The sequence below is a fragment of the Nostoc sp. JL34 genome (assembly GCF_017114945.1).
Lineage (GTDB): Bacteria > Cyanobacteriota > Cyanobacteriia > Cyanobacteriales > Nostocaceae > Nostoc.
Genome location: NZ_JABXKQ010000164.1, coordinates 54,608 through 79,415, shown reverse-complemented (window position 1 = coordinate 79,415; position 24,808 = coordinate 54,608). Strand labels below are relative to the sequence as shown.

The following is a 24,808-nucleotide window of genomic DNA, read 5'->3' as shown; positions in this document are numbered from 1 at the left end:
TCCATTAGCTTGGCTTAACTACAACCGAATTACCCTCAATCTTAGCGGCGTAAGTTTTCAGAGGGTTTGTCGCTGGGCCTTTTTGCACTTTACCATCGGCTGCATATTCCGAACCATGACAGGGACAAGCAAATTTTTTCGCATCAGCTTTCCATGCTACGGTGCAACCTGCATGAGTACAGGTAGGATCAACAGCAGTGAGATTTCCAGCTTTAGATGTGCCGACTACCAGCACCGGCCCAGCAGGTGAGTTTTTTGCCAGCAATTGACCTGTTTTATCTAAATCTGCCGATGTACCTACTGTTTGCCAATCTTTAGATGCTGGAGTTGTTTGAGAAGAACAAGCTGCGATCGCTACAGGTAGAGAACTCGCAATCAAACCCAAACCTACCCAATTAATAAAATCACGACGTTTCATAGCTGCTGAAATAATATCTAAGTTTTAGCTAACATCTGTTGCTCAATTTTGGATTTTAGATTGATCTATGGCGATCCAAAATTGCTTCAGTCATCTCAAATACCGTTGATTAAGGGTTCTACATCGTTCATTGGTGACTTTAATGCAAAAAATGCATAATACTCATGCACTTTCTGCGGATTTTACCAAAAAACGTAACATTTTATACGATTTTAACAAAAATCTCATCTTAAGTTATGAGTATCGAAATTGTTACATGAACATTATCTAAACCTGCTTGACAAATTCCCAAGATGTAAATGGTGACAAATTCTCCTTAACTAACCACGGATTTGCAGTTTCGCGTTGGAATGTTCTTGAGTAAAAATAATCAGCCGTAGTTAAATATTAAGTTTTTATTCCCTAACCCTCGTAGATACAGCACCTGATGTAACTACGGATTGATTGGTATTGGGAAATTACGACCACAGTTCCCGATCATATCAGTAATTTGCAGCGAGATTCAGCCTCATGACAGACACAGCAACTACCACTAACCTTAATAAGTTTGAGAAATTAAAAGCAGAAAAAGATGGACTCGCCATCAAGAGTGAGATAGAGAAATTTGCCGCCCTGGGTTGGGAGGCGATGAACGAAACAGATCGCGATCATCGACTCAAATGGGTAGGCGTGTTTTTTCGGCCAGTTACTCCAGGCAAGTTTATGATGCGGTTGCGGATGCCTAATGGTATTCTTACCAGCAACCAGATGCGTGTTTTGGCCCAAGTAGTGCAGCGTTACGGTGATGATGGTTGCGCTGATATTACTACCAGACAGAATATTCAATTACGGGGGATTAGGATTGAAGATTTACCAGATATCTTTAATAGATTTCACGCAGTTGGTTTAACCAGCGTTCAGTCAGGGATGGATAACGTTCGCAATATCACAGGCGATCCTGTGGCGGGGTTAGATGCAGATGAGTTGTACGACACGCGAGAGTTGGTACAGCAAATTCAAGATATGCTCACCAATAAAGGGGAAGGAAACCCAGAATTTAGCAACTTACCACGGAAGTTTAATATTGCGATCGCAGGTGGACGAGACAATTCGGTTCACGCTGAAATTAACGATTTGGCTTTTGTGCCAGCATTTAAAGAAGCAGGGGAGCAGGGGAGCAGGGGAGCAGGGGAGCAAAATTTACTCTCTGCCGATTCCCACGACAAAATTTTCGGGTTTAACGTTTTAGTCGGTGGCTTTTTCTCAGCTAAACGTTGTGAGGCGGCGATTCCTCTGAATGCTTGGGTGGCTCCAGAAGATGTGGTAGCTGTATGTAGAGCGGTTTTGGAAGTATTTCGCGATTGTGGGCCACGTGCTAATCGCCAAAAATCGCGCTTGATGTGGCTAATCGATGAATGGGGTTTAGATAAGTTTCGAGCAGAAGTAGAAACTCGTTTGGGTAAATCATTAATATCCGCAGCACCTAAAGACGAAATCGACTGGGAAAAACGCGACCACATTGGGGTATATAAACAAAAACAAGCAGGATTAAATTACGCAGGTTTGAACATTCCTGTTGGTCGATTGTATGCCGAAGATATGTTTGAAATCGCTCGTCTAGCTGAAGTTTACGGCACTGGCGAAATCCGTTTTACCGTTGAGCAAAACATTGTTATCCCCAACATTGCTGACTCGCGTTTAGCAACATTTTTAGCAGAGCCATTGCTGGAGAGATTTTCGATTAATCCTGGTTTACTGGCGCGATCGCTAGTATCTTGCACAGGCGCACAATTTTGCAACTTTGCCCTCATCGAAACCAAAAATCGTGCCCTGGCAATGATTAAAGCCTTAGAAGAAGAGTTAACCTTCACCAAACCAGTGCGAATTCACTGGACAGGTTGCCCCAACTCCTGCGGACAGCCCCAAGTTGCAGACATCGGCTTGATGGGAACTAAAACTCGCAAAAATGGCAAAACCCTTGAAGGTGTTGACATCTATATGGGCGGGAAAGTTGGCAAAGATGCCCATTTAGGAACTTGCATCATCAAAGGTATCCCATGCGAAGACTTGCAGCCAGTATTGCAAGATTTACTCATCCAAAAGTTTGGGGCAAAACTCAACAAAGAAACCCTATTAGTTAGTAATTGTTAGTGCTTATTGGTGATTGGGCATGGGGCATGGAGTCAAGACTCATACTTCAACTTTAAAGGCTCAATGTTTAGTCTCAAAGGCGCAACTTCCGAGTTCAAAGGCGCAACTTCCGAGTTCAAAGGTGCAACTTCCGAGTTCAAAGGTGCAACTTCCGAGTTCAAAGGCGCAACTTCCGAGTTCAAAGGCGCAACTTCCGAGTTCAAAGGTGCAATCTCCGAGTTCAAAGGCTCATCTTCTCCTATTTATTCAATTTAGAAAGATTGGAATGCTTAAACAATTATTTTCATTTAGCGATCGCTACCGCATCTTACATCAGACTTGGTTTGCTTTCTTTCTCACCTTTGTTTGTTGGTTTAACTTTGCCCCCTTCGCTACAACCATTGGCAGAGAACTACATTTAGCACCAGAGCAAATTAAAACTTTAGGCATCTGTAACCTCGCCCTCACAATCCCCGCACGCCTAATTATTGGGATGCTTCTGGATCGTTTTGGCCCCAGAATCACCTACTCAATCTTGCTGATGTTTGCGGTTATTCCTTGTTTGGCGACGGCGCTAGCGCAAGATTTTAATCAACTAGTCATCAGTCGTTTGCTGATGGGAATTGTCGGATCTGGGTTTGTTGTGGGTATCCGCATGGTGGCGGAATGGTTCCAGCCGAAGGAGATGGGAATTGCTCAAGGTATTTATGGCGGTTGGGGCAACTTTGGAGCTTTTGGCGCAGAATTTGCCTTACCGATACTTGCAGTTTCTACGAGCTTTTTGGCTGGTGGTGCTTCTAACTGGCGGTTTGCGATCGCATTTACAGGAATTATTGCAGCCATCTATGGCGTAATTTATTACAACAACGTCCAAGATACACCCACAGGAAAAGTCTACAAGAAACCTAAGAAAAATGGTTCTCTAGAAGTGACCAGTATTAAAAGCTTCTGGGCGATGATTGTCTCGAATTTTGGTTTGATTTTCGCCTTGGGTTTACTAGCTTGGCGTTTGGAACAAAAGAACATTCGCTTCCTAACTGTGAGCCAAATGTATCTAACTTGGTTACTATTAGCAGGATTATTTGTTTACCAAAGTTACAAAGCTTGGGAAGTCAACCGAGAATTACTAATTGGCAAGAAAACTTATGCTCCATCTGAACGTTTCCAATTTGGTCAAGTAGCCTTACTCGAATTCACTTACATAACTAGTTTTGGTAGCGAACTGGCAGCCGTTTCCATGCTCCCAGCATTCTTTGAAAAAACCTTTGCTTTAGAGCATGTTATCGCTGGAATGATTGCCGCTACCTATCCCTTCTTAAATTTGGTTTCTCGTCCCAGTGGTGGCTTAATTTCTGATAAATTTAACTCCCGAAAGTGGACAATGACAATTATCAGTGCTGGTATTGGCGTTAGTTATTTGATGGCACATTTTATTAGTAATAGCTGGCCGATTCCACTAGCGATCGCAGTTACAATGTTTGCCGCTTACTTTGCCCAAGCTGGCTGTGGTGCAACTTATAGCATCGTCCCCCTAATTAAAAAGGAAGCTACTGGACAAATTGCCGGGAATGTAGGAGCTTACGGTAATTTTGGTGGCGTAGTTTACCTGACAATTTTCAGCTTAACCGACGCTCCCACACTATTTTCTACAATGGGTTTAGCTGCACTAGTCTGTGCTTTTATGTGTGCCTTCTTCCTCAAAGAACCAAAAGGTTCCTTTGCTGTTGTATCTGAAAGTGAATTACCAGAAACCGCAACTCAAAACCCTATTTTCTTAACTGAAGAATAGACCTATTTTGAAAATAGAGAGTAGGCAATAAAGCAAATAAATTCTCATAGTTTGTAGTAACAACTTTAGTCCTTTTTTTCTAAGCACTAAAGTGCTTAGAAAAAACCCTCTTGTACTAGCTTAAACATTGTACTCAGTTACGCTTCTCAACCTGTCGCTACATCTGAAGTTGCACAATCAAAATAACAAAATGGTACAACTGCCATGAGTGAATTTACCAAAACTCTTTGTCCCTACTGTGGTGTTGGCTGCGGTTTAGAAGTTTCGCCTCCAGCCCAACTTGGCAAAGCAACTAATCGAGATAGCCAAGGAAATCCAACTTGGCGGGTGCGCGGTGATAAAGCCCATCCATCTAGTCAGGGAATGGTTTGCGTCAAAGGTGCAACGATCGCAGAATCTTTAGATAAAAATAGATTACATTACCCAATGGTGCGAGACTCCTTAGATCAAGAGTTTCGGCGCGTTAGTTGGGATGAAGCTTTTGATCTCATTACCAAACGCATTCAAACTATCCGCTTCACCCAAGGGCCAGAAGCCCTATGTATGTATGGTTCCGGTCAGTTTCAAACCGAAGATTACTACATAGCCCAGAAACTCATGAAAGGCTGTCTGGGTACTAATAATTTTGATGCCAACTCACGTTTATGTATGTCTAGTGCTGTGGCTGGGTACATTCAAAGCTTTGGCTCAGATGGCCCCCCATGCTGTTACGAAGACTTGGAGTTAACCGACTGTGCATTTTTAATTGGTACTAATACAGCCGAATGTCACCCCATCGTTTTCAATCGGCTGGAGAAATATCACAAAAAGAACCGCAAAGTCAAAATGATTGTGGTTGATCCCCGTTGCACACCAACCGCAGAAGCCGCTGATTTGCATTTAGCCATTCGTCCCGGTACAGATATCGACTTGTTAAACGGCATCGCCCACTTGTTGATGCGCTGGAACTACATTGATACCATGTTCATGGACGACTGCACGAGCAACTTTCCCGCTTATGCTGAAGTAATTCGCCACTATCCGCCGGAAGTAGTGGCTCGTCAATGTGGAATCAGCATTGAAGATTTAGAAACAGCAGCTCGTTACTGGGGTAAATCTGAGCGGGTGCTGTCTTTGTGGTCAATGGGTGTGAATCAATCTTCAGAAGGGACGGCTAAGGTAAGAACTATCATTAACCTGCACCTGATGACTGGACAGATTGGCAAACCTGGGGCTGGCCCTTTTTCCCTCACTGGTCAGCCGAACGCGATGGGAGGACGGGAAGCCGGAGGTTTGGCGCATTTATTACCCGGTTATCGGACGGTGAAAGATCCTCAGCATCGTGCAGAAGTTGAAGAGTTTTGGGGATTCAAAACAGGACAAATTTCGCCCAATCCCGGTTTGACTGCTTGGGACATGATTACTGGCTTGGAAGATGGCGCTGTAGAGTTACTGTGGATTGCAGCTACCAACCCAGCTGTGAGTATGCCAGATTTAGAGCGGACTAAAAAGGCATTGTTGCGATCGCCTTTCACCATTTACCAAGACGCTTATTATCCCACAGAAACCTCTGCCTACGCTCATGTTTTGCTACCAGCAGCCCAGTGGGGTGAAAAAACTGGTGTGATGACAAATTCCGAACGGGTAGTAACTCTGTGTTCAGCATTCCGCCAACCGCCAAGAGAAGCGAAAGCAGATTGGGAAATTTTTGCGGAAGTTGGACGTAGATTAGGTTTTGAGAGAGAATTTGCCTTTGCTAACTCTGCTGAAGTTTATGCTGAATTTGTCCAACTAACTAAAAACCGCCCCTGCGATATGACAGGTATCAGTCACGCCCAATTACAGAAACAAGGCCCGACTCAATGGCCTCATCCTGAAGAGAGCAGGGGGAGCAGAGAAGCAGGGGAAGAAGCATCTGCCAATCGCTCTGGGAAAAGACTATACACTAACTTGCGTTTCCACACCTCTGATGGACGCGCTCGATTTGGGGCATATTACTCCAAGGGATTGGCAGAACCACCAGATCCAAATTATCCGTTTGTGCTAACTAATGGACGACTTTACGGACACTGGCATACGCAGACACGTACTGGTCGAATTGAAAAAATTTGCAAAATGCATCCCAAACCGTTTATTGAAATTCATCCCCGTGATGCTGCTAAGTTAGGTATTGTAGATAATCAGTGTGTGGAAGTGCGATCGCGTCGCGGTAAAGCGAAGTTTCCCGCTAAAGTGACAAAAGCGATCGCACCTGGTACGGTTTTTGTCCCTATGCACTGGGGTTCGCTATGGGCAGACAATGCCGAAGCTAACGCCCTCACTCATCCAGAATCTTGCCCTGATTCACTACAACCAGAATTAAAAGCCTGTGCGGTGCAATTGATACCAATTTCAGTGGAAGTTACAATCAAAAATCATCAACTCCAGTCTTCACAATGGTAAGCTGCAAAGTGTAGCTCGAAAGTAGTAATTTAAAACCATCAATAGGTAATTTCGTCAATAAACAATAGTCAATAGTTATTATCATTTTTTATGACTCTCTACTTTTGACTGTTACCAATTACTATATATAAAGAGGCTAAATCTCTAGTAACTAGAGGTTTTACTAGAGATTTAGCTATGGATAAAGAATAAAAAAATAGATAGAAAACTTACAAAACATCGGCAAGGAATATTTTTTTAATCCTTTAGATTTATCTATGGGATTTTCTTTTATTTGAGAATAGGGTGCAGCAGATGAAAAAGCTACTGAAGCGAATTAGAGAAGCTACCAAAGATGAGAATTTCATGCACATCATCGAAAATATAGAAGTGCTAGTTTCTAAAGCTCTATCTATTTTCATGGTAATTGTAATTTTGGTAGCGATCGCAGATTTAGGAGTATTTATTGTTAAAGAGTTATTTACAGTTCCTTATGGTAGCTTTAACACAACTTTGTATAAGGTTTTCGGTTTATTCTTAAATATTTTAATCGCTTTAGAGATTTTAGAAAATATTACAGCTTATTTGCGAAAACACGTTTTTCAGGTTGAATTAGTTATTGTTACCTCTTTAATTGCTGTTGCCAGAAAAATTATTATTCTTGACTTAGAAAAAGTTGAAGGTATTGATATAATTGGTTTAGGTATAGCTATTCTTGCCTTATCAATTAGTTATTTGATAATTCGGCTCAGTAATTCTAAAGATGCAAGTTAAAATAATTCGTAATGACGTTTGAATACTCACTAACGCTGCGCTAACGTAATTCGTAATTTAGTTTTGTAATGGGCATTTAGATCCCGCCACAAAACTTGCCGCTTTTCCTACTCCCCATCCTCACCCGTCAACTTTGGGTTTGTCGAGCAATGACAGATTTCTTTGAATTTGAAGCAGATTTTGTTGATTCCCTGCGTTGCATCCCTATGCAGGTACGTTGCAAATTAGATACCTGTGGCATCAAGCTAAAATTGTCTGATTGGAATCAAATGAATACAGCCGAGCGTCAAGCTTTAGTCGAATTACCTTGCACTACAGAAACAGAAATTCAATCTTACCGCGAGCATATCCAGCAATCAATTATACAAAGCACAGGTATACCAGCGAAAAAATTACCCATCGAGCCTCATCCTGCATGGCTTGACTCTGCCACTATACCAGCTAGCATTCAAGAAAAAGCTCAAGAAATCGGTGTAACCCTGACACAGCAAGATTGGGCAGCTTTAACACCCTTACAGCGTTTTGCCTTGATTAAACTCAGCCACCCAGGACATGAAAACAAAAACTTTCCCAGAGCAATGGGAGAATTTCATCTGCTTTAATTAGTCAATAGTCATTAACAAAACAAATCTGTAGAGTGCATTACACTTTGTTAACTTGCCGCATTTAAATGATACATTACAACACAGTTAGTGCTGTAATGTATCAAAAATTCATCCATAGGCTAACGCCGAAAGTAGCTAACTCTAAATTAATATTTACTTTATAAACAACTATTGATCGCTAATAGGTGAGGAGAACAGAAATATGGCTGCAAAGAAACTTTTAATGCTTGTTGGGGACTATGTAGAAGACTATGAAGTGATGGTTCCTTTTCAGGCGTTGCAAATGGTGGGACACACTGTCCATGCAGTTTGCCCAGACAAAAAAGCTGGCGACAAAGTGCGGACAGCAGTTCATGACTTTGAAGGAGATCAGACTTATAGCGAAAAACCCGGACACAATTTTACTTTAAATGCTACATTCGCAGAAGTAGAAGCCGCAACCTACGATGCCTTAGTTATTCCCGGAGGAAGGGCACCAGAATATATCCGCCTAAATCAGCAGGTGCTAGAAATCACCCGTCACTTTGCGCAAACGAATAAACCGATTGCTGCCATCTGCCACGGCTTACAGTTATTGGCAGCTGCTGATGTACTGCAAGGTAAGAGATGTACTGGATACCCCGCTTGTAGCCCAGATATCAAAAGTGCTGGAGGGATCTATGTTGATATCCCTGTCGATCGGGCAATAGTTGATGGTAACTTGGTGACAGCACCAGCTTGGCCTGCTCACCCCCATTGGCTAGCAGAATTCCTCACAGTACTTGGAACTAAGATTGAACACCCGGAATTGGCTACAGTTGTTTGAGGCAAGATACGGGAAATATTTTAGTTCACTTCATAACAGTTTCTTTCCCTACTTTCCACTCCAAAGGAGCTTTGGCAAAAACAACTGACAACAGATGACTGAAAATTATATATTTTTGAAATGGAACTAAATGCAGTAAAAAATACTATTTTTTAATAAATTGCGCTGGGTTTAATTTGCCGCTACGATGTCAAAAGTACAGCATCTAGACAATCTGATTTCTTCGCCTAACAAGCCAGTTTGAAGACAAACTCTCAGCAGATGGAATACTTATTTACATGAAGTGAAACAATTTGAAATTTTGCATCAATAATTTTAAATTTCTTAGCAGGAAGTGAAGCTATAGTGGATTTAGCAATGCTGCTGTTAATGTGGCTAAGGTTAGTCCTGCTGCCAAATTATGTGAAGAATAAGTTTAGAAACGCACTTCTTATCGATGACAGGCAAAAACGCAAGACATAATGCATTTCTGCGGCTAGTGTCTGGTAATGGGGCAGCTTTTGGATCAGAATCTCGCTATTCCCTGCCCCCCAGTAAAGAGATGGTAATTGGACGCGACCCCAGCTGCCAAGTTGTCTTGGATGCCATGATGTACCGAATGGTATCTCGCCGTCATGCGGTGGTTCGTCCCCTCTCTCTATCTCCAGATAGCAAATTTAGCTGGGTACTTTGTGATTTGAATAGTGCCAATGGCACTTATTTGAATGGACAACGCTTGTATGAATGTCAAGAATTGCACCCAGGCGATCGCATTTGTCTAGGTGCTGATGGGCCGCAATATGTTTTTGAGTACGAGTATACCTCACTGACTCCGGCGACGACAGTGAACCAAGTTACACCACTGCCTTCAGCGACGAACTACCACAACCACACACAATTAAAGCAGCCAGATTCTGTTAGCTTCACCCAGCTTTTTCCGATTATTTCCACTGGTAAAGATTTAACTCGTAAAGCTTACCTCGTACCGGGAATACTGACCGTAATCTTTGTAGTGTTAATGTTTGCTACAGTCGGTCGCCCCCAAGCTAATCAAGTAATTGTAGCAAGTTACATCGCCTTCGCTGCCTACTATTTTGTTTACCAACTTTGTGGTAAACAGAAGCCTTGGTGGGTGCTAATGGCTACAGCATTGGGTACAACGCTGATTTTGCTCAGTCCGCTGTTGGATCTATTTATCTTCGTGTTTCGCACCGTTCTGCCTGGAAGCTTGCCATCACCTCAAGAATCTATCACCTTCACAGAGTTACTGGTGCGGATGTTTTTTGGTGCTGGGTTGATGGAGGAATTACTCAAGGCATTACCTGTACTAGGGGCTTTTGCCATCGGTAGAATGTTGTCTTCACCTTGGCGGGAACGCATAGGTATCTGGGAGCCTCTAGATGGTATTCTCCTGGGAACAGCTTCTGCTGTAGGCTTCACTCTCTTGGAAACTCTCGGACAGTATGTGCCAGATATTACTCAAAATGTCACGCAACAGGTGGGTATAGGGGCTGCTGGTCAATTGGCGGGTTTACAACTGCTAATTCCGCGAATTCTAGGCTCTGTAGCCGGACACATGGCTTATAGTGGCTACCTGGGTTATTTTATTGGGTTAGCTGTCCTCAAACCCAGTAGAAGTTGGCAAATTCTTTCTATTGGTTATCTTAGTGCCTCTGCGCTCCACGCTTTGTGGAATGCGACAGGATCAATCAATGCCTTGCTGTTAGTAGTTGTTGGGGTATTATCTTACGCCTTTTTGATGGCAGCAATTCTCAAGGCACGGGCACTGTCACCGACGCGATCGCAAAATTTTGCTACCCGATTTCTGGGGCCAAAATAAAAGCAGGGGGAGCAGGGGAAGATGAGGGGGACAAGGAGAATAACCAATGCTCAATGCTTAAATATTTACCTCTTGGGATAGATGGCCTAGTTTGAAAATTAGCGTACAGTTAGTTTACTCTGAGGTAATTATACCTATAAAATAAAAATCATTAAACTTCTTCCAAAAGTCTTGATTTTTAACTCTTTATTTGCGCTTCTGCGTAAGGCAAACCAACATCTTTCTTTGCAAAAGACACCTCTGAACAGAGTGAACGCAAAGCGCGGGTGACGCGAACACAACGCAAGATAAGAATTCTAGCTTTTTCTATTCCCTATTCCCCATTCTTCATTCCCGATTCATAGTTCAGACTGAGACTTGTTAAGTTCAGTGAAAGCATAAGAAGCGATCGCTAAACTAACCTTTGCTTTCTCTACTTCTGATAAAGCTGTCCACTCGCTATTGTTAAGATTACTGAGCGCAGATGCCGCGTTGTGCGATTCACTACTTCGCATAGCGTAAGCAAAAGGACGAGCCAAGACTAAAAGATCCTCTGTTCCCCAAGTTGGTAGTACTGTCTGAACGCATTCAACCAGTTGCTCACTGATGACTTGGCGAGCAGCAAATATCTCAGCAGCTTTGGTGGCGATGGTGTTGAGCAATGCTTGGGGCACACAGGCAGCAAAAGCAGTCCGTAATGTTTCTTGAAGATTAAGCACTACTCCCTCTTGTAGGTTGTCATTGTAGTCTGGCGTAGGAGTAATACCAGACCAAAGTGTATCTAGATGGCTGTAAAAATCTTGCGATCGCTTCATCAGTTCAACACCCTGCAAATCTTCCATTCCGAACTGTTGTTCTAGTTCCTGAAAATAAGCTTCTGATTCATCATCACTTGGATTCCAAGGATAGTTAGCATCCTCTGGTTCCAGTAACGCTTCTAATAACTCTAAATCTACTTGAGATGGCAAAGAGGAGAAAGTGTCTGAGCCGTTAATTTTATTAGCCATATTTTCTTACCTCATAATTATTTGGTGGTATTGACAGCTACAATTTCTCAGAGGACATTTCCGCAAAAATAGTTGGTTTTTTCTCCAAGAAAAACAGATTTTAAAAGCTGATGCTTCAGATAAAAATCTATTTGTGCAATAGCTCCGCTAGGAGTCTTCAATCACAAACTCCCAGGTTTCACCTCTAGCACTTCCAAACTTTACCTGCATTCCTGATTTCAATGGGACTTCCTCTCGGAGGATTTGTTGCCAACCATTAGGCCCTAAAAACCAGGTTGTTCCGTAGGTGGAAAAATCTTGCAAGTAATAAGTTCGCACTAATGTAGCATCAGTAAGAGTATTGCGACAGAAGATTTCGGCATGGCGTTTGGATACAGATGGTTCGGGGATGACAATATCATTGTCTTTCGTGCGGCCGATGCGGGTGACTCCATAACGTAGTAACCAAGTTTTACCTTTTGGGGTAAGCGATCGTAAACTTGCAGTCGGAAGCGGCGAACCTACATCAGGAATGGCTGTATCTGGCAATTCCGTAATCCCTTCATCCAGATTCTTAATCAGTTCGCCATTAAAATCTGGATGCAGGTAGAGAACAGGCAAAGTCCAAGCCGGTTGATTAAATTTATACAATGTTAACAACTCTTGCCTAGCCTGTGCTACGGCTTCATCAATTGGTTTGTGCGATCGCAAAGCTTCGGTAAAGGCTTGAATAAAACTGTGGCTTTCGTGGTCAGCGATTTCATCGCGCATCGCCAAAACCGCAGGTACACCATGACGAATCAGTACTTCTGCTAAACTGCTGGCAGGTATCGCTTGATGATTGATTGCAGCTGGTTGTGCGCCCCAACAGGCGTTGAAAACCGCTAATTTCACACCTGTACGGGTCAATACTTGCGCCAATTCTATCCCATTTAGGGGCATATCTGGGCGCAAAAACAGTAACCCCCCATCTGGATCTGGCAAACCATGTCCAGCGTAAAAGAAAACGTTATATGCTTTGGTTTCTAATTCATCAATCAACTCTTGTGGAGTTGGTTGGAGGAGTTGATTCACTATACAAGGTGCGTATCTTTGGGAATTACCAGGTGTATCTGCAAGAGTTTGCTGTAAAATAGCAGCTTCTTGTTCTAGTTGCAGCTTGTCATCATGACCTAAAACTAGCAAAATACTTAAAGCCTGATCGGTTCTTAAATACGGTAAAGCTTCAACTTCAGTGCTGGTGCGACTAAATAGCAAATCTTGGGAGAGAGACATAGCCGATTGACCAGGCTCACGCTGCATAATTTCCCAAGGGAAAGCAATCAGATCCGGGTCGCGAATTTCTAGTCGAAAGCGCAAACGTGTATGCTGACCCATAGCAATACCACGACTGCGTTCTAGACTACCGAGAATTTGCCCATCGAATACCCAGCGCCATAAATTCATTCCCAAGTATTGCATCAGACGACTGCTGTAGGGGCCAGTAGTCTGACCTGAAGGGGGTGAAATCCAATCTATGGGGAATGGGATGACCTTTTGAGATGTTGAGTTTGAGGAAATATCTAGGCGACCATGACCAGCAAACATCTGCTGCCATTCTTGCCAGACTTGGGTAAGTTCAACAGGCCATACACAGTCATGTAAAACGTAGCCACTGGGATAGGGAGCCTTGACCACCCAAATGGCGAAGTTGTCAGTGCCAGTGTTTAGGAGACGGGCGATCGCCAAATTCAGGGATGGCATGGATTCATTAAACTAAAAGCTAAAAACAATTGAAAGAGGCAGGAGGCAGGAGGCAGGAGGAGTAAATCAGCTATAAGATTCGACCTTTCCTGATTTGGAGTTACTGAACTCTCGTACCTTGCGGGAAGCTGACGCAACAGTAGGAGTCCTAGACCTTTGCTCCTTTTGCCTCCTACCTTTCTTGATAATTTCAAATAACAATTCTCCAAGGTGAAAATTTTCTACTTTTTTGACCTTGTAAGTTTTTTACTATGATTGTTACTGTTATTATTTCAGGTTTTTACCAGTTTATCGAGTATTTGATTAAGTTGGACTGGTGTCAGGTGCAGGTGGTTGAGTAACTGGCGGTTGCGTGACAGTTCTACATGGACTTGGTGCATCTGATTCTAAAACAGATACGCCAAAACGGTTGAGTTGGGAGAAGTCTAACAATACTGTTGCTGGCAAAGGTTTTGAGTTGGCTGGAACTGGGTTAGTTACTGCTGATTTATTGGTATTAGCTGGAGTTTGTGTGCTTTTATTGGTACAGACTCGCATAGACACCAAAAAATTTCCCGAAGCAGGTTTGGGATTTGATTTTCTCTCAATAACTTCTAAAAAAGTCCCACGAGGAAGTAATTGGTTGTTTCCCAAGGAGATGTCGTTGTTAGTTTTTATAACCCAACCAGGAGAAAGTTTAGCAAGCGATCGCGGTGCGGGTGTCGCTTCGATGGCAGGGTTTTGAGTTTGTAATGGATTGGAAAAAATTGGAGAGGCCCCTGATGGCGATCGCAGTTGCTTCACGAACAATCCTAAAAAACCTGCTGCTACCACAAATATTAATGGAACTATCCACTGTAGGGGTAAACTGCGTGTTTTGACCGGCTCCTTTTCGGGAATGACCTGAGTTTTGTGGTTTGGGCTACCTAAAAGTGTCGCATCTGTCGTCCTGGACGTAAAATCAACAGTTTTGGCAGAATAACTTTCTGTAATCACTGCTTTGATGGTGATTTCTGGTTCCCAGTATTGGACTTGATAGTGAACTAAAGCAACGGTGACATTATCGTGTCCATTTTTCGTATTAGCGATTTCGACTAACCTATCGGCAACACTTGCTATATTTGCTTCCCCGATGAGAATCGGCAATATTTCTGTTTCCCAGTATTCCTCCACCCGATCAAAATCACTCAAACCATCGGATGTGAGCAGAAAAACAGCATCTTCATCGAGCATAAACCGTCCCGATGTGGGATGTAATGAACTACTCGGCCCCATGCCCAATGCCTGGACGAGAGAACCAGCAGCACTTTGTTGTACAGCCTCGCGGTAAATGGCATAACCTAGCCGCACTTCGCGAGAGGCAACATCATCGTCGAGGGTAACTTGATAACAGCCGTGGCGTGTAATCCAGTAAGCACGACTATCGCCGACGTGGGTAATGTACATTTCGTGGGCAACAGGCAATGCCATGACTAAAGTCGTGCCCATCCGTTGACGCCCTTGGCGATTTTCAACGTCATTGCGCTGACTAATTTTGTCATTGGCCATTGCCACTGCCTTGTCTAGGTCATTCAGCAGCAGTGAGGGGTCTATGTGGTCGTAGGGAACTTTTGTGAGTTGCTGTACCTGCTGCTGGATGGTTTCAATAGCTAAATTAGAGGCGACATTCCCCCCCTCATGGCCGCCAATGCCATCACAGACAATTGCTAAGGCTGTTGGCTGGGGTGGTTTGCTCACCAGAGTCCCACTGGAGGGGCTACAGGCATCTTCGTTACGTTGGCGACTTGGCCCGGTGTCGGTTTTGGTGATAATTTGGATCGTTGGTGTTTGCGATCGCCCTAATCCAGCCAATCCCCGATCTAAAACTCCAATTAATTGATCGGTTGAGTTTATTTCTCCCTGAATTAAGGAAAGGCTAACGCGATCGACAAATTCAGTTATGGCTGGTTTGGCATCACTAACCAACTGCTGCCAAAATTCACCTAGTTGGGGCAATTCTGGTGATATTGCAGTGTCAAAACGCAAATCTAATAAACGGACTAATGATCCTTCTACCCGTAATACATCTGAGTCAAGCAAGCTAGAAGCGACACCTTCACTCGCAAGAGGCTGCCACAGATGAGCTATTTGCCATAACCAATTGAGTTGGCGCATCGATGTCGCATCACGCCAAGCGGTAGTTAACTCGCTGCCTAAATGCACTTGTTGGCTAGTGTCATCTATTAGTAGTGGCGGTTTTTCTAAGAGTAATATTTCTCGATGGGAGGAGCCGTCAGTTAGAAAAAGCACTCCATATACCTGTGGTACATGTAAGCGGTAGGGAATCAGTCTCAGGTAAGCTCTTAATGGCTGTAAATTATCTAACTCAGGCGTTAGCGATAATAAACCAGGCTTCGTATCTAAAAGAAGAAATTTATCAAGGACTAAATAGCGATCGGCTAATATTTCTCCAGGGCTACCCACACTCGGGCCATCTACCACAGCCCAGAGGTAATTTTTGGGTAGGGGCGTGGAACATCGCTGGCAAAACTTGTGAGTCAGGGGGTTGGCAGCCTGACAATTTTCGTTTGGACAGTAGAGCGTTGCCGCGTCATTTTCCATAGTTTTCGCACCGATCAGCGATTGGCAATTTCTTTAACAGCATTAGTAGGGACAATCTAGACCGCTCATCTTTCTTAAACTTGACATACCCAGACTTTAGATGATGATTTGAGCTGGCGGATATCAGCAGGTGCTAATACTTACTTATCCAAAGAATACGCTCCTAAGTCAACCATACAGCCTCATCATAGCTTCTATTGCCCTGTGACTCTCCATCGCCAAAGCAACTAACTCCAACCCTGTTACCAAAGCATAACCCAAGCATAACTGCGCTATTTGCTTTTACTGAATTACCCCATCATCAAGAAGCAGATAATGTTGGTATTTATTTAGTTTATAAGTAGGATAGCAACAATTAACTTTAATTAAGAATTAAGAATAGCAAATATAATTTTGGCAAAAGTACCTGACGAATGAAGTGGCTCTAAAAATTTCTTCAGAAGTGCTGAGCGCCGGCTTCCGGCGATCAGACTTCTCGCTGAGTGCCGAGGAAGAAGTGGTACTTATAAATCTTTCTCCTCTCAGCCGAGGCATTTTTAACTCAGCCCTCTTCATAAAGAAGGGTTCAGCTAGCCGCTACCAACTCATTTGCTTATTGTTTGTCGTCAATGGCAACTTGGGGAACTCCCATACTGTAGTTGGTAACACGGGCAGAAAGATTGTAGCTGATTTCGCCCAGTTGCAGGAGCGATCGCAGATAATGCTCTAAATCTGACCCAACACGGCGCAAGTTATAGTCTGTGAGGTCTGCGCCACTAGATGCTTCTACCAGTTCATCAAATTTTCGATAAACTTTTTGCAGCGCATCTTCATTCCAGTTAAATTCGTTATCTGGGTCAATATCTAACGTTAAGACTTGTTGACTAGGAACCAGTTCGCCATCCCGGTCAATTTCACCTGCAAAAATGCGGACATGCCGGGTTGTGGACTTGAGCAGCATCGGGTTATCCATAAAAGGGTGTAAGATTTGCGTGGATTACACTGAAATTATTGTAAACGCTATATTCAAGCTTGAATGCTCTCAATTTACAAGCTTTGATCGCAGTTTCAAAAGGGTATATTGAATGGGCATAAGTAAAAATATCACTTCTACTGAATTAGCTTGTTACTTGTGTTATGAGTTGAAGACACAGTTAACTGCTAGTACTGACAGTAGTCGAATTATTTTTCTGTAAAAATTAATCGGTAGAGTATTTTTATCTGATGTACAAATCTTACCTACTGCTAAGATTTTTTTACCCATCAAGCCCAAAAGATAGTTGGGTGAGGCACTCGGCAGAAATAATTTGATCTGTGGACATTTTTTCTAGAGAACAAAAGTTTTGACATTAATAACTATGTTCATCAATTTCTCCTGAATTTTCTATTGCAAAAAACGTACATCAAGTAATTTCACGCAATAGCGCTACATCGACCGCTGGCTTTAATAAACTCAAAAAACTTCAGCGGTTTTACTTACGTATAAACACCAAAATTAGAGTAACAAGTCAAACTGTTGTTGACGTTCACATAAAGTTGATGTAAAAACCTTTAAAAAGGTTGAACAACTTCTTACAGAAACTTTATTGTGTAGAATCTTAAAAACTGAATAATAGTTATGGCTTACCATAAGCTACATCTGGCATAAAAACGTCAAAATCTAGACACTGAAAATCTAGCTTGAAAATACAACACAGGAGAGTGAAATGGATTACAAAGGTGATTGATGAAGAAAAATTCTTAATTCAAGCACTTTGGATTCAAAAGGGATATAAAGAATTCTGCTGGACATCTACCTCCTTACCCTCATGACAACCAAGTAAAGGAATCTCAATAGCTATGAACTCCAAAGCATTACCACGCCAGATAAATAATCTCGAAGTAGGTGTTTATGAGTGCGAAATCCATCTTAAATTTCGGTTGATTGAGGAAAAGAGTCTATTGAGCGATCGCGAGCAACTCTTACAGGTGCTACTTGATGCTTTAACCGAGGGTTCTGATGACTTTCTAGAGACGCTGCAAGCGTCCGTTAAAGCGCAGGAAGTGTCTGAGTTTAAAGCCTCACCTCAAATGCGACGACAGCTAATGCGCTTGCGTAATGCTGCCGAAAATCCCCAAACTTAAAAGTGTAATTTAAGTAGTGAAAAAGCGTGAATTGGGCATCAAATCAAATGTTGATCCCATACCCCCGTTGCCATAAAAACTAAGCAACAAATAGAATTCATAAAATATTGTGATTTCTACTTTGTGAAGGTCTTATTTAGCAGCACAAAGTCCCAGGAACAGTTTCCGCTATTAAAAACTTTGTAGCAAAGGGTACTGGTAGAATCTAAGAGGAAATTCAGCCGGGTGCATTTTACCGAGTTTTTATCAAAACATTGCAGGAAGAAAAAAACCCTGTGTCTTTACAGATGGGGAATTGGATAACAGGCGCAAATCAAATAAAAACCTAAAAGACCAAAGTAAAAATAAATAACCTTCCTTTTAGCTTTTTGCTTTAGCTAAGTGCCTGATTTGCTGAAATACTTATGTTTTATCTATTACTGGTAATCGGTTATGGTTTAGCAGCCAGTTACCTATTACCAATTACCCAGGGGCAGAAGGGGTAGGGGAGAAATGAATTCAAAATTCAAAATTCAAACATTTTAGAACTTCTGCCTCCTGCCTCCTCTTTCCCCATACCTATTTAGCAAGTCCGTGTTCTAGAGCAAAACGAACTAACTCTGTACGGCTATTGGTGCCGGTTTTACTAAACAAACGGCTAACGTACTTTTCTACATTGCGGACGCTGGTTTCTAAGCGACGGGCGATTTCTTTGTTCATTAACCCTTCAGCGACCAAGTTTAAAACACTTTGTTCTCTGGGAGTCAAATCAATTTTGAAAGGGGCTGGCGATTGGGAAATGGCATTTCTTTGAGTTAACAACGCCTTGATTTGGGCAATCTGATTGGCTAGTTCAGCAAGATCGGGGGTTTCAGAGTCATCCCCGTTACTTGCGGCCTTAGCGGCGCGACGGGCTAGCAAATTTTCGACTATGGCGACTAACTCATCTGGATCAAAGGGTTTGGGAAGATAGGCATCAACACCAGCATGATAGCCTTGGATGCGATCGCCTGTCATACCCTTAGCTGTCAAAAATACTACCGGTAGTGCTTGGAAGCGGGGATCTTCCCGCAGTTGCTTGAGGAACTGATAGCCATCCACTTGAGGCATCATCACATCGGAAATCACTAAATCAGGTGTATTCATCTGCATCCATTCCCAACCTTCAAGGGCGTTACTGGCGACTTGAACGCTGAAACCGCTCTCTTGCAAATAGTCTTTCACGGCTTCCCGTATCCCTGGTTCATCATCCACCAGTAACAATTGTGCTGACATTTAAGATTTCCTTGAGTTTTCCTTTTTCCAATTTAGCGAAAGTTGACAGGCATTGAACAAAAGGATAGAAGGGAAGATAAAGAAGATATTGCCGTGTCTACAAGTACCAGTATATGAAAGTACACTAATTGTAACTTCTTCAACAAAAACACTATAGTATGGTCACTAGAAGAAATTCCCAGAGCTAGCCGAATAGCCAAAGAATATTTAGGGGAGATTTCTAGAAAAGAACCATCTCAAAGTCAACTGTGGAAGGAAACAGAGTCCCAAATTCTAGCAAAGTCTGATGAGCAACTTGGAATTAATCTCCTTGACTGGGAGTTGATAGAAGCAATAAAGTATGCCATCATCTGAACGTTGCAACCAACGTGCAAAGTATGGTTTTGAAAGTGAAACCCATGCTCACAGATACTTTACAGCTACACTTAGGGAAGGTTGGCTTCCAATCTGGTAATAGGTTAACCATAATAGTAATAATCAAGACGGGAGAAGCTGCAAGATGACTGCTATTACCCTGAACCTAGAACCATTAATCAATCTCACTTCTGAGCAGTTTTATCAGCTATGTCAAGTCAACCCTGATGCTAAACTAGAGCGCACCGCATCAGGAGAATTAGTAGTTATGGCGCCGACTGGTGGAGAAACTGGTAGTCGAAATCGCAGATTAACTCAACGCTTGGGAACTTGGACAGATGAAGACGGGACTGGAGAAGCTTTTGACTCTTCAACGATGTTTCAACTTCCCAATGGAGCTTTACGTTCACCTGATGCAGCTTGGATTCCTTTAGCACGATGGGAAGCACTGGCTTCTGAAGAAAGAAAGACTTTTCCTCCCATTTGTCCAGACTTCGTAGTAGAACTGCGATCTGATTCCGACACCCTCAAGTCCCTCCAAGACAAAATGCAGGAGTATATGAAGAATGGTGCGCGGTTAGGCTGGCTAATTGACCCCAAAGGTAAGCAGGTGGAAATTTATCGCCAGGGAAAAGAGAAAGAAGTGCTACTGTCGCCAAATCATTTATTGGGAGAAGATGTGTTACCAGGTTTTACCTTGAATTTACAAGGAATTTTCTAATAACTTAATCTTGGAATCAACTTCCACTGCGCCTAGCAACCTTAATGACGCTTTCTGTGCCTCGGTTAACCCTCTGACTCCGGCAATATTCATTCCTTCATAAGGTCGTGGGGCTTGAAGCGTTTTGCAACATTCGCCAGTTTTGACATTCCACAGTTTAATCGTTTCGTCGTGGCTGGCACTTGCAAGCATTTCACCATCGGGGCTAAACTTCACTGACCACACCCGATTCTTATGTCCTGTTAAAATTTTGAGACATTCTCCAGTATTTACATCCCAAATTCCTACTGTTTGGTCATCACTGGCTGTAGCAAGTTGCGAACCATCAGGGCTAAATGCCACAAAATAAACACCACTGGTATGCCCTTTTAGGGTTTTAATACATCTATCAGACGGTAAGCGATCGCTATTATCTATTGTTAAATCCCACAATTTTGTAGTGTGGTCATCACTGGCGGTAGCTGCAATTTTACCATCAGGACTAAAAGCGATCGACCATACACCATTGTCATGCCCTTTGAGAGTGATCAAGCATACACCTGTATCGGCATCCCAGACTTTCGCGCTACAGTCTCCACTGGCGCTTGCCAGAGTTTGACCATCAGGACTAAAAACAGTACACCAAACCCAATCAGTATGACCTTGTAATGTTTTTAAACACTCACCTGTTTGCACATTCCACAATTTTAAAGTTCGATCAGCGCTACCAGTCAATAAAGTTTTGCCATCAGGACTAAAATTCACCGACCAAACCCAATTACTATGTCCGTGCAAAGTTTTTAGACATTCACCTGTGCTAGCGTCCCATAACTTAACTACGGTACTGCCACTTGCTAAGGTTTTACCATTGGGACTAAAGGCAACCGATACAACTAAACTGGTATGTCCTGACAAGGTTTTTATACATGCACCTGTCCGAATATCCCACAATCGCACCTGACAGTCACCGCTACCGCTTACCAAGGTTTTCCCGTCAGGACTAAAGGCAATTAATCGAAAGGCGTTAGTGTATCCTTTGAAAGTTCTTACACATTGCCCAGTGGCAGTATTCCATAGCTTAACAGTGTGGTCTTGGCTGCTGCTAGCAATTATTTGCCCATCAGGATTAAAAGCAATTGCCCAAACTTGGCTAGTGTGTCCTTGTAAAATTTTCTTACAGATACCCGCAGCCACATCCCACAACTTGATAGTTTTGTCATGACTAGCACTGACAAGGGTTTGACCATCAGGACTAAAGGCGATTGATTGTACAAAAGAAACGTGTCCCTGTATGAAGGTATTGAGTAGTTCGCCTGTTCTCACATTCCATAACTGGATAATATAGTCATCGCCCACACTCGCAAGAGTTGTTCCATCAGGACTAAAAGCAACAGCCTGTACAAAATTACTTTGTCCTGGGAAAGTTTGGAGTAACTCACCTGTAGGTACACTCCATAACCTGATAGTGCTGTCATTGGCACTACTAACTAGCATTTGACCGTCAGGACTAAAGGCGATTGAGTAAGGTTGGGTGCTGTGTCCTGTAAAAGTTCTTAAGAGTTGACCATTATAGACATCCCATAATTTAACAGTGTATTCATCACTAACGCTGGCAAGTGTTTGGCTATCTGGACTGAAGACTACATCAAATACCCAACTTGTATGTCCTTGAATTGTTTTCAGGCAAATGCCTGTGTTAGCATCCCATAGCTTTACACTTTGATCGTCGCTACCAGTAGCTATTATTTGACCATTGGGACTAAAAGCCAGTGAAATAATCCAAGGGGAATGTGCTTTCCATCTCGAAAGTGGTTTTCCGTCAACTACTTGCCATAATTGCACCTCACCCGCAGCGCCACCAGTAGCTAAAATTTTTCCATCTGGACTAAATGCCAGTGCCAAAATACTGTCAAAGGTTTCGGTAAAGACCGACTTTGATAAATCAGCGTTTTGGAAGTTAATCCGATTGAAATTAATATTTTTCAGATATGCCTGCCAAACAGTAAGGTTGGAAAAATCGGCATTTTTTAAATTTGCTGAGATATGGCAGAGTATATTTAAAAGATTTCCGCCAGCATACCCAGGTTGAATTGAGGGGTGATTTTGTAAATTCGGAATAAATTGATAAAGATAATTTTCTAGTTTCTTTTTATTTCCAAAATGCGCCACTAATTTATCAATTAATGGCTTTAATAACAAACAAAATTGTGAGTCTCGAACATAATCTTTAGCAGTAGCTTTAATTAGGGCATAAGAATTAAAAATCGAAATTATCCCTGTGGTAATTTCATTAAATACCACCGTAACTAATTTTTCTGTCATGTATTCCATGACAACAGGTTGTTGGGTAAAATTTACGTTATGGTTAATAAAATGATGACTAGTTTCAATTAGTGACCTTCTTTTTAAAGACTCTAGTGATTCAATGAGTTCTCGTGTCGAAATATGTGGTACGATGTCTTCTTGTAATTCAGCTAGAGAAACTGCTTCTCGATTAATTGCTAACCAGCACATAACCTGCTTTTCTAAAATAGATAAACGTTGACATTGCTGGTCTAAAAGTTCCCAAATATCGCCAAAAACAGCGGTATCACAGTCTAAAAATTGCCGCAACTTTCCAGCAAACAATTCTTGGGTTGTATTTGCAACTATCTTTAAAGCTAATGGATTACCGCTATAACGTGCGGTTAGTAATTGCTCCTGTTCTGGCGAAGCCGAAAAACCTTTATCTATAAAAATTTTGTGGATTTCTAATTCGCTTAAGCCTGTAACTTGTAGAGAACGAATGGGTAAATTTTCCCCTTCTTGCAATCCTAAACCTTTCGGTTTCTCGCGGCTAGTTAGTAATAAGCAGCTTTGATGGGATATTTCGGCAATACACCGAAATAGCTGTCCGTAACTTTCATATCCTTCTCGATAATTTCCAGCAGTTACACCACCAACAAGAATTGTTTCAACGTTATCCAAAATCAGCAAACACCGCGACGAACTTAAATATTTCATTAATAACGCTAGTTGTGCTTCATTGGTGTTGAGGAAATTTGTTTCCTGCTGATTAGATAAAAATTTAATTAGGTCTAATAATAAATTCTGTATAGGCGGTGCATTGCGTAGAGAACGCCAAAAAATATATTCAAATGCATCTTGGTTATTTTCTGCAACCTTAACTGCAAGTGCGGTTTTACCAATACCACCCATTCCTTGTAAGGTGATTAGACGAGTGCGATCGCCTACAATCCATTGGCTCAAGGTTTCTAATTCAGTGGTACGTCCATAAAAACGGGAAACGTCGATCGCTTCTCCCCAATCGATGCGATCGGTGAAGGGTTTGAGGTTTAATCTTGGGGAGATGTTTACGCCATTCTGCTGCTGTGTGGCTCGCTTCAGGACTCCGTGCAGATTATTCTTGGTAACTTTTTCATTTAAAGCTTGAGAGAGCGATCGCCATAGTTGCGAACCAACGTCTTTGATGTGTCCGTGATCGTATCTGACTTCTCGCGCCATTTCTAGGTAAGTTTTCCCTTCCCAGGCGTAGCGAAATACCATCTTTTGCACTTTTGTTAAGCTTCCTCGCTCCAATAATTGCTCAACGAGTGCGATCGCTTCTTCAACCGTCATTTATTTACGTAGTAATACAGGTTAACTACAATATTCCCACTATAAACTTGATGTTTTTCATAAAGTTTACCTAAATCTGCCAAAAAGAGCGATCGCTATAGTCTCGGTGATTTTGGCAAATAAGTCCGAAGCTGATTGCTAAAAATCAAAATTGCGATCGCACTACTACCATCAAGCGATCGTTTCACTGCTGACTAGTTTTTCAGTGTGTTGGCACACCATATTTCGATGGAGAAGCAAGCTAGACGTAGCAGATTCACCAGAAGGTATCGCTTTTTCAACCATCAATGTATTTACGTAGTAATACCAGGTTAACTAGGATATTCGCACCATAAACTTGATTTTTTCCAGAAGGTTTACGTAAATTTACCAAAAAATCCGACATTTTCCCGACCTTTTCTCACCATAAAATTTTATACAAGATTGTAGAGTATTGATGTGATTCAGTTGTAGTACTGGAATCTGCCCAATGATTAAACACAGGTAAAGTGTTTATCCCAATACTGAAAATTTTCGAGTGAGATAAATTTTTCATCTAGTTGAGCCATAGCAGTTGTGAGCGACGATGCTGATTCGTTCGCTGTCTTTTTCTGACTAATGGTTTGAAATTTGGATGCGATGCGATCGCACTTAAGTTATCGGGGTTTGGGAGGGGTGCGATCTGTAGATCAAGAAAGTACAGAAAAGTTGCGATCGCAGTTGTGTAGCTTGGAGCAATTTTGCAAAAAAGCTATAAGCAATACATTGTTAGCCCTTTTCTAGTAGATACCCT

The 24,808-nt window shown here is 42.3% G+C and carries 17 protein-coding genes; 9 read left to right on the top strand and 8 right to left on the bottom strand.

Going from position 1 to position 24,808, the window contains the following annotated elements; genetic code table 11:
- Positions 1 to 4 precede the first annotated feature (4 nt).
- Positions 5 to 418 carry a ubiquinol-cytochrome c reductase iron-sulfur subunit gene (locus HWQ44_RS30010; RefSeq protein WP_292725600.1) on the bottom strand — a complete coding sequence of 138 codons (414 nt, stop codon included), beginning with the start codon at positions 416 to 418 and terminating at the stop codon, positions 5 to 7.
- Positions 419 to 928: 510 nt separating this feature from the next.
- Here HWQ44_RS30010 and HWQ44_RS30005 point away from each other — a divergent pair.
- Positions 929 to 2,548, top strand: coding sequence for a ferredoxin--nitrite reductase (locus tag HWQ44_RS30005; RefSeq protein ID WP_292725598.1), 1,620 nt, complete (start codon positions 929 to 931; stop codon positions 2,546 to 2,548).
- 32 nt (positions 2,549 to 2,580) lie between these two features.
- On the opposite strand, the gene HWQ44_RS30000 is transcribed toward HWQ44_RS30005, so the two are convergent.
- Positions 2,581 to 2,772 (bottom strand): hypothetical protein, encoded by a 192-nt coding sequence (locus HWQ44_RS30000; RefSeq protein ID WP_292725596.1) that lies wholly within the window; start codon positions 2,770 to 2,772, stop codon positions 2,581 to 2,583.
- Positions 2,773 to 2,813: 41 nt separating this feature from the next.
- Between HWQ44_RS30000 and HWQ44_RS29995 the strand changes: the two genes are divergently transcribed.
- The 6 genes from HWQ44_RS29995 to HWQ44_RS29970 all read left to right on the top strand — a co-directional run bounded on the left by HWQ44_RS29995 (position 2,814) and on the right by HWQ44_RS29970 (position 10,719).
- Positions 2,814 to 4,316: a NarK family nitrate/nitrite MFS transporter gene (locus tag HWQ44_RS29995; RefSeq protein ID WP_292725594.1), complete on the top strand. Its 1,503-nt coding sequence runs from the start codon at positions 2,814 to 2,816 to the stop codon at positions 4,314 to 4,316.
- A gap of 204 nt (positions 4,317 to 4,520) precedes the next feature.
- The gene (locus tag HWQ44_RS29990) at positions 4,521 to 6,737 is read left to right on the top strand and encodes a molybdopterin oxidoreductase family protein (RefSeq protein WP_292725593.1); all 2,217 of its coding nucleotides are present in this window, start codon (positions 4,521 to 4,523) and stop codon (positions 6,735 to 6,737) included.
- A gap of 294 nt (positions 6,738 to 7,031) precedes the next feature.
- On the top strand, positions 7,032 to 7,490 hold the full coding sequence (locus HWQ44_RS29985; protein WP_292725591.1) for a phosphate-starvation-inducible PsiE family protein: 459 nt from the start codon (positions 7,032 to 7,034) through the stop codon (positions 7,488 to 7,490).
- A 149-nt stretch (positions 7,491 to 7,639) separates the two neighbouring features.
- Entirely contained in the window at positions 7,640 to 8,092 is a 453-nt protein-coding gene (locus HWQ44_RS29980) for a nitrate reductase associated protein (protein WP_292725589.1), read from the top strand.
- 205 nt (positions 8,093 to 8,297) lie between these two features.
- A complete protein-coding gene (locus HWQ44_RS29975) occupies positions 8,298 to 8,900 on the top strand; it encodes a DJ-1/PfpI family protein (protein WP_292725587.1) in 603 nt (200 codons plus the stop codon).
- A gap of 436 nt (positions 8,901 to 9,336) precedes the next feature.
- Complete coding sequence (locus HWQ44_RS29970; protein WP_292725585.1) at positions 9,337 to 10,719, top strand: PrsW family glutamic-type intramembrane protease; 1,383 nt, start codon at positions 9,337 to 9,339, stop codon at positions 10,717 to 10,719.
- A 338-nt stretch (positions 10,720 to 11,057) separates the two neighbouring features.
- Here the strand turns inward: HWQ44_RS29970 and HWQ44_RS29965 are convergent, their stop codons facing one another.
- From HWQ44_RS29965 to HWQ44_RS29950, 4 genes are all read right to left on the bottom strand, one after another.
- Positions 11,058 to 11,705, bottom strand: a complete 648-nt coding sequence (locus HWQ44_RS29965; protein ID WP_292725583.1) for a hypothetical protein — start codon at positions 11,703 to 11,705, stop codon at positions 11,058 to 11,060.
- 147 nt (positions 11,706 to 11,852) lie between these two features.
- A complete protein-coding gene (locus HWQ44_RS29960; protein WP_292725582.1) occupies positions 11,853 to 13,427 on the bottom strand; it encodes a CHAT domain-containing protein in 1,575 nt (524 codons plus the stop codon).
- 303 nt (positions 13,428 to 13,730) lie between these two features.
- The gene (locus HWQ44_RS29955; protein WP_292725581.1) at positions 13,731 to 16,007 is read right to left on the bottom strand and encodes a protein phosphatase 2C domain-containing protein; all 2,277 of its coding nucleotides are present in this window, start codon (positions 16,005 to 16,007) and stop codon (positions 13,731 to 13,733) included.
- 592 nt (positions 16,008 to 16,599) lie between these two features.
- Positions 16,600 to 16,959 carry an NAD(P)H-quinone oxidoreductase subunit M gene (locus HWQ44_RS29950; protein ID WP_229459698.1) on the bottom strand — a complete coding sequence of 120 codons (360 nt, stop codon included), beginning with the start codon at positions 16,957 to 16,959 and terminating at the stop codon, positions 16,600 to 16,602.
- An 866-nt stretch (positions 16,960 to 17,825) separates the two neighbouring features.
- On the opposite strand from HWQ44_RS29950, the gene HWQ44_RS29945 reads away from it, so the two are divergent.
- Positions 17,826 to 18,110: an Npun_R1517 family heterocyst differentiation transcriptional regulator gene (locus tag HWQ44_RS29945; protein ID WP_069070488.1), complete on the top strand. Its 285-nt coding sequence runs from the start codon at positions 17,826 to 17,828 to the stop codon at positions 18,108 to 18,110.
- Between the two features lie 558 nt (positions 18,111 to 18,668).
- Here the strand turns inward: HWQ44_RS29945 and HWQ44_RS29940 are convergent.
- Positions 18,669 to 19,364 (bottom strand): response regulator transcription factor, encoded by a 696-nt coding sequence (locus HWQ44_RS29940; RefSeq protein WP_292725580.1) that lies wholly within the window; start codon positions 19,362 to 19,364, stop codon positions 18,669 to 18,671.
- A gap of 499 nt (positions 19,365 to 19,863) precedes the next feature.
- On the opposite strand from HWQ44_RS29940, the gene HWQ44_RS29935 reads away from it, so the two are divergent.
- Positions 19,864 to 20,439 carry a Uma2 family endonuclease gene (locus tag HWQ44_RS29935; RefSeq protein WP_292725579.1) on the top strand — a complete coding sequence of 192 codons (576 nt, stop codon included), beginning with the start codon at positions 19,864 to 19,866 and terminating at the stop codon, positions 20,437 to 20,439.
- Here HWQ44_RS29935 and HWQ44_RS29930 read toward each other — a convergent pair.
- Positions 20,422 to 24,036, bottom strand: coding sequence for an NB-ARC domain-containing protein (locus HWQ44_RS29930; protein ID WP_292725578.1), 3,615 nt, complete (start codon positions 24,034 to 24,036; stop codon positions 20,422 to 20,424). The genes HWQ44_RS29935 and HWQ44_RS29930 overlap by 18 nt on opposite strands.
- Positions 24,037 to 24,808: the final 772 nt, after the last annotated feature.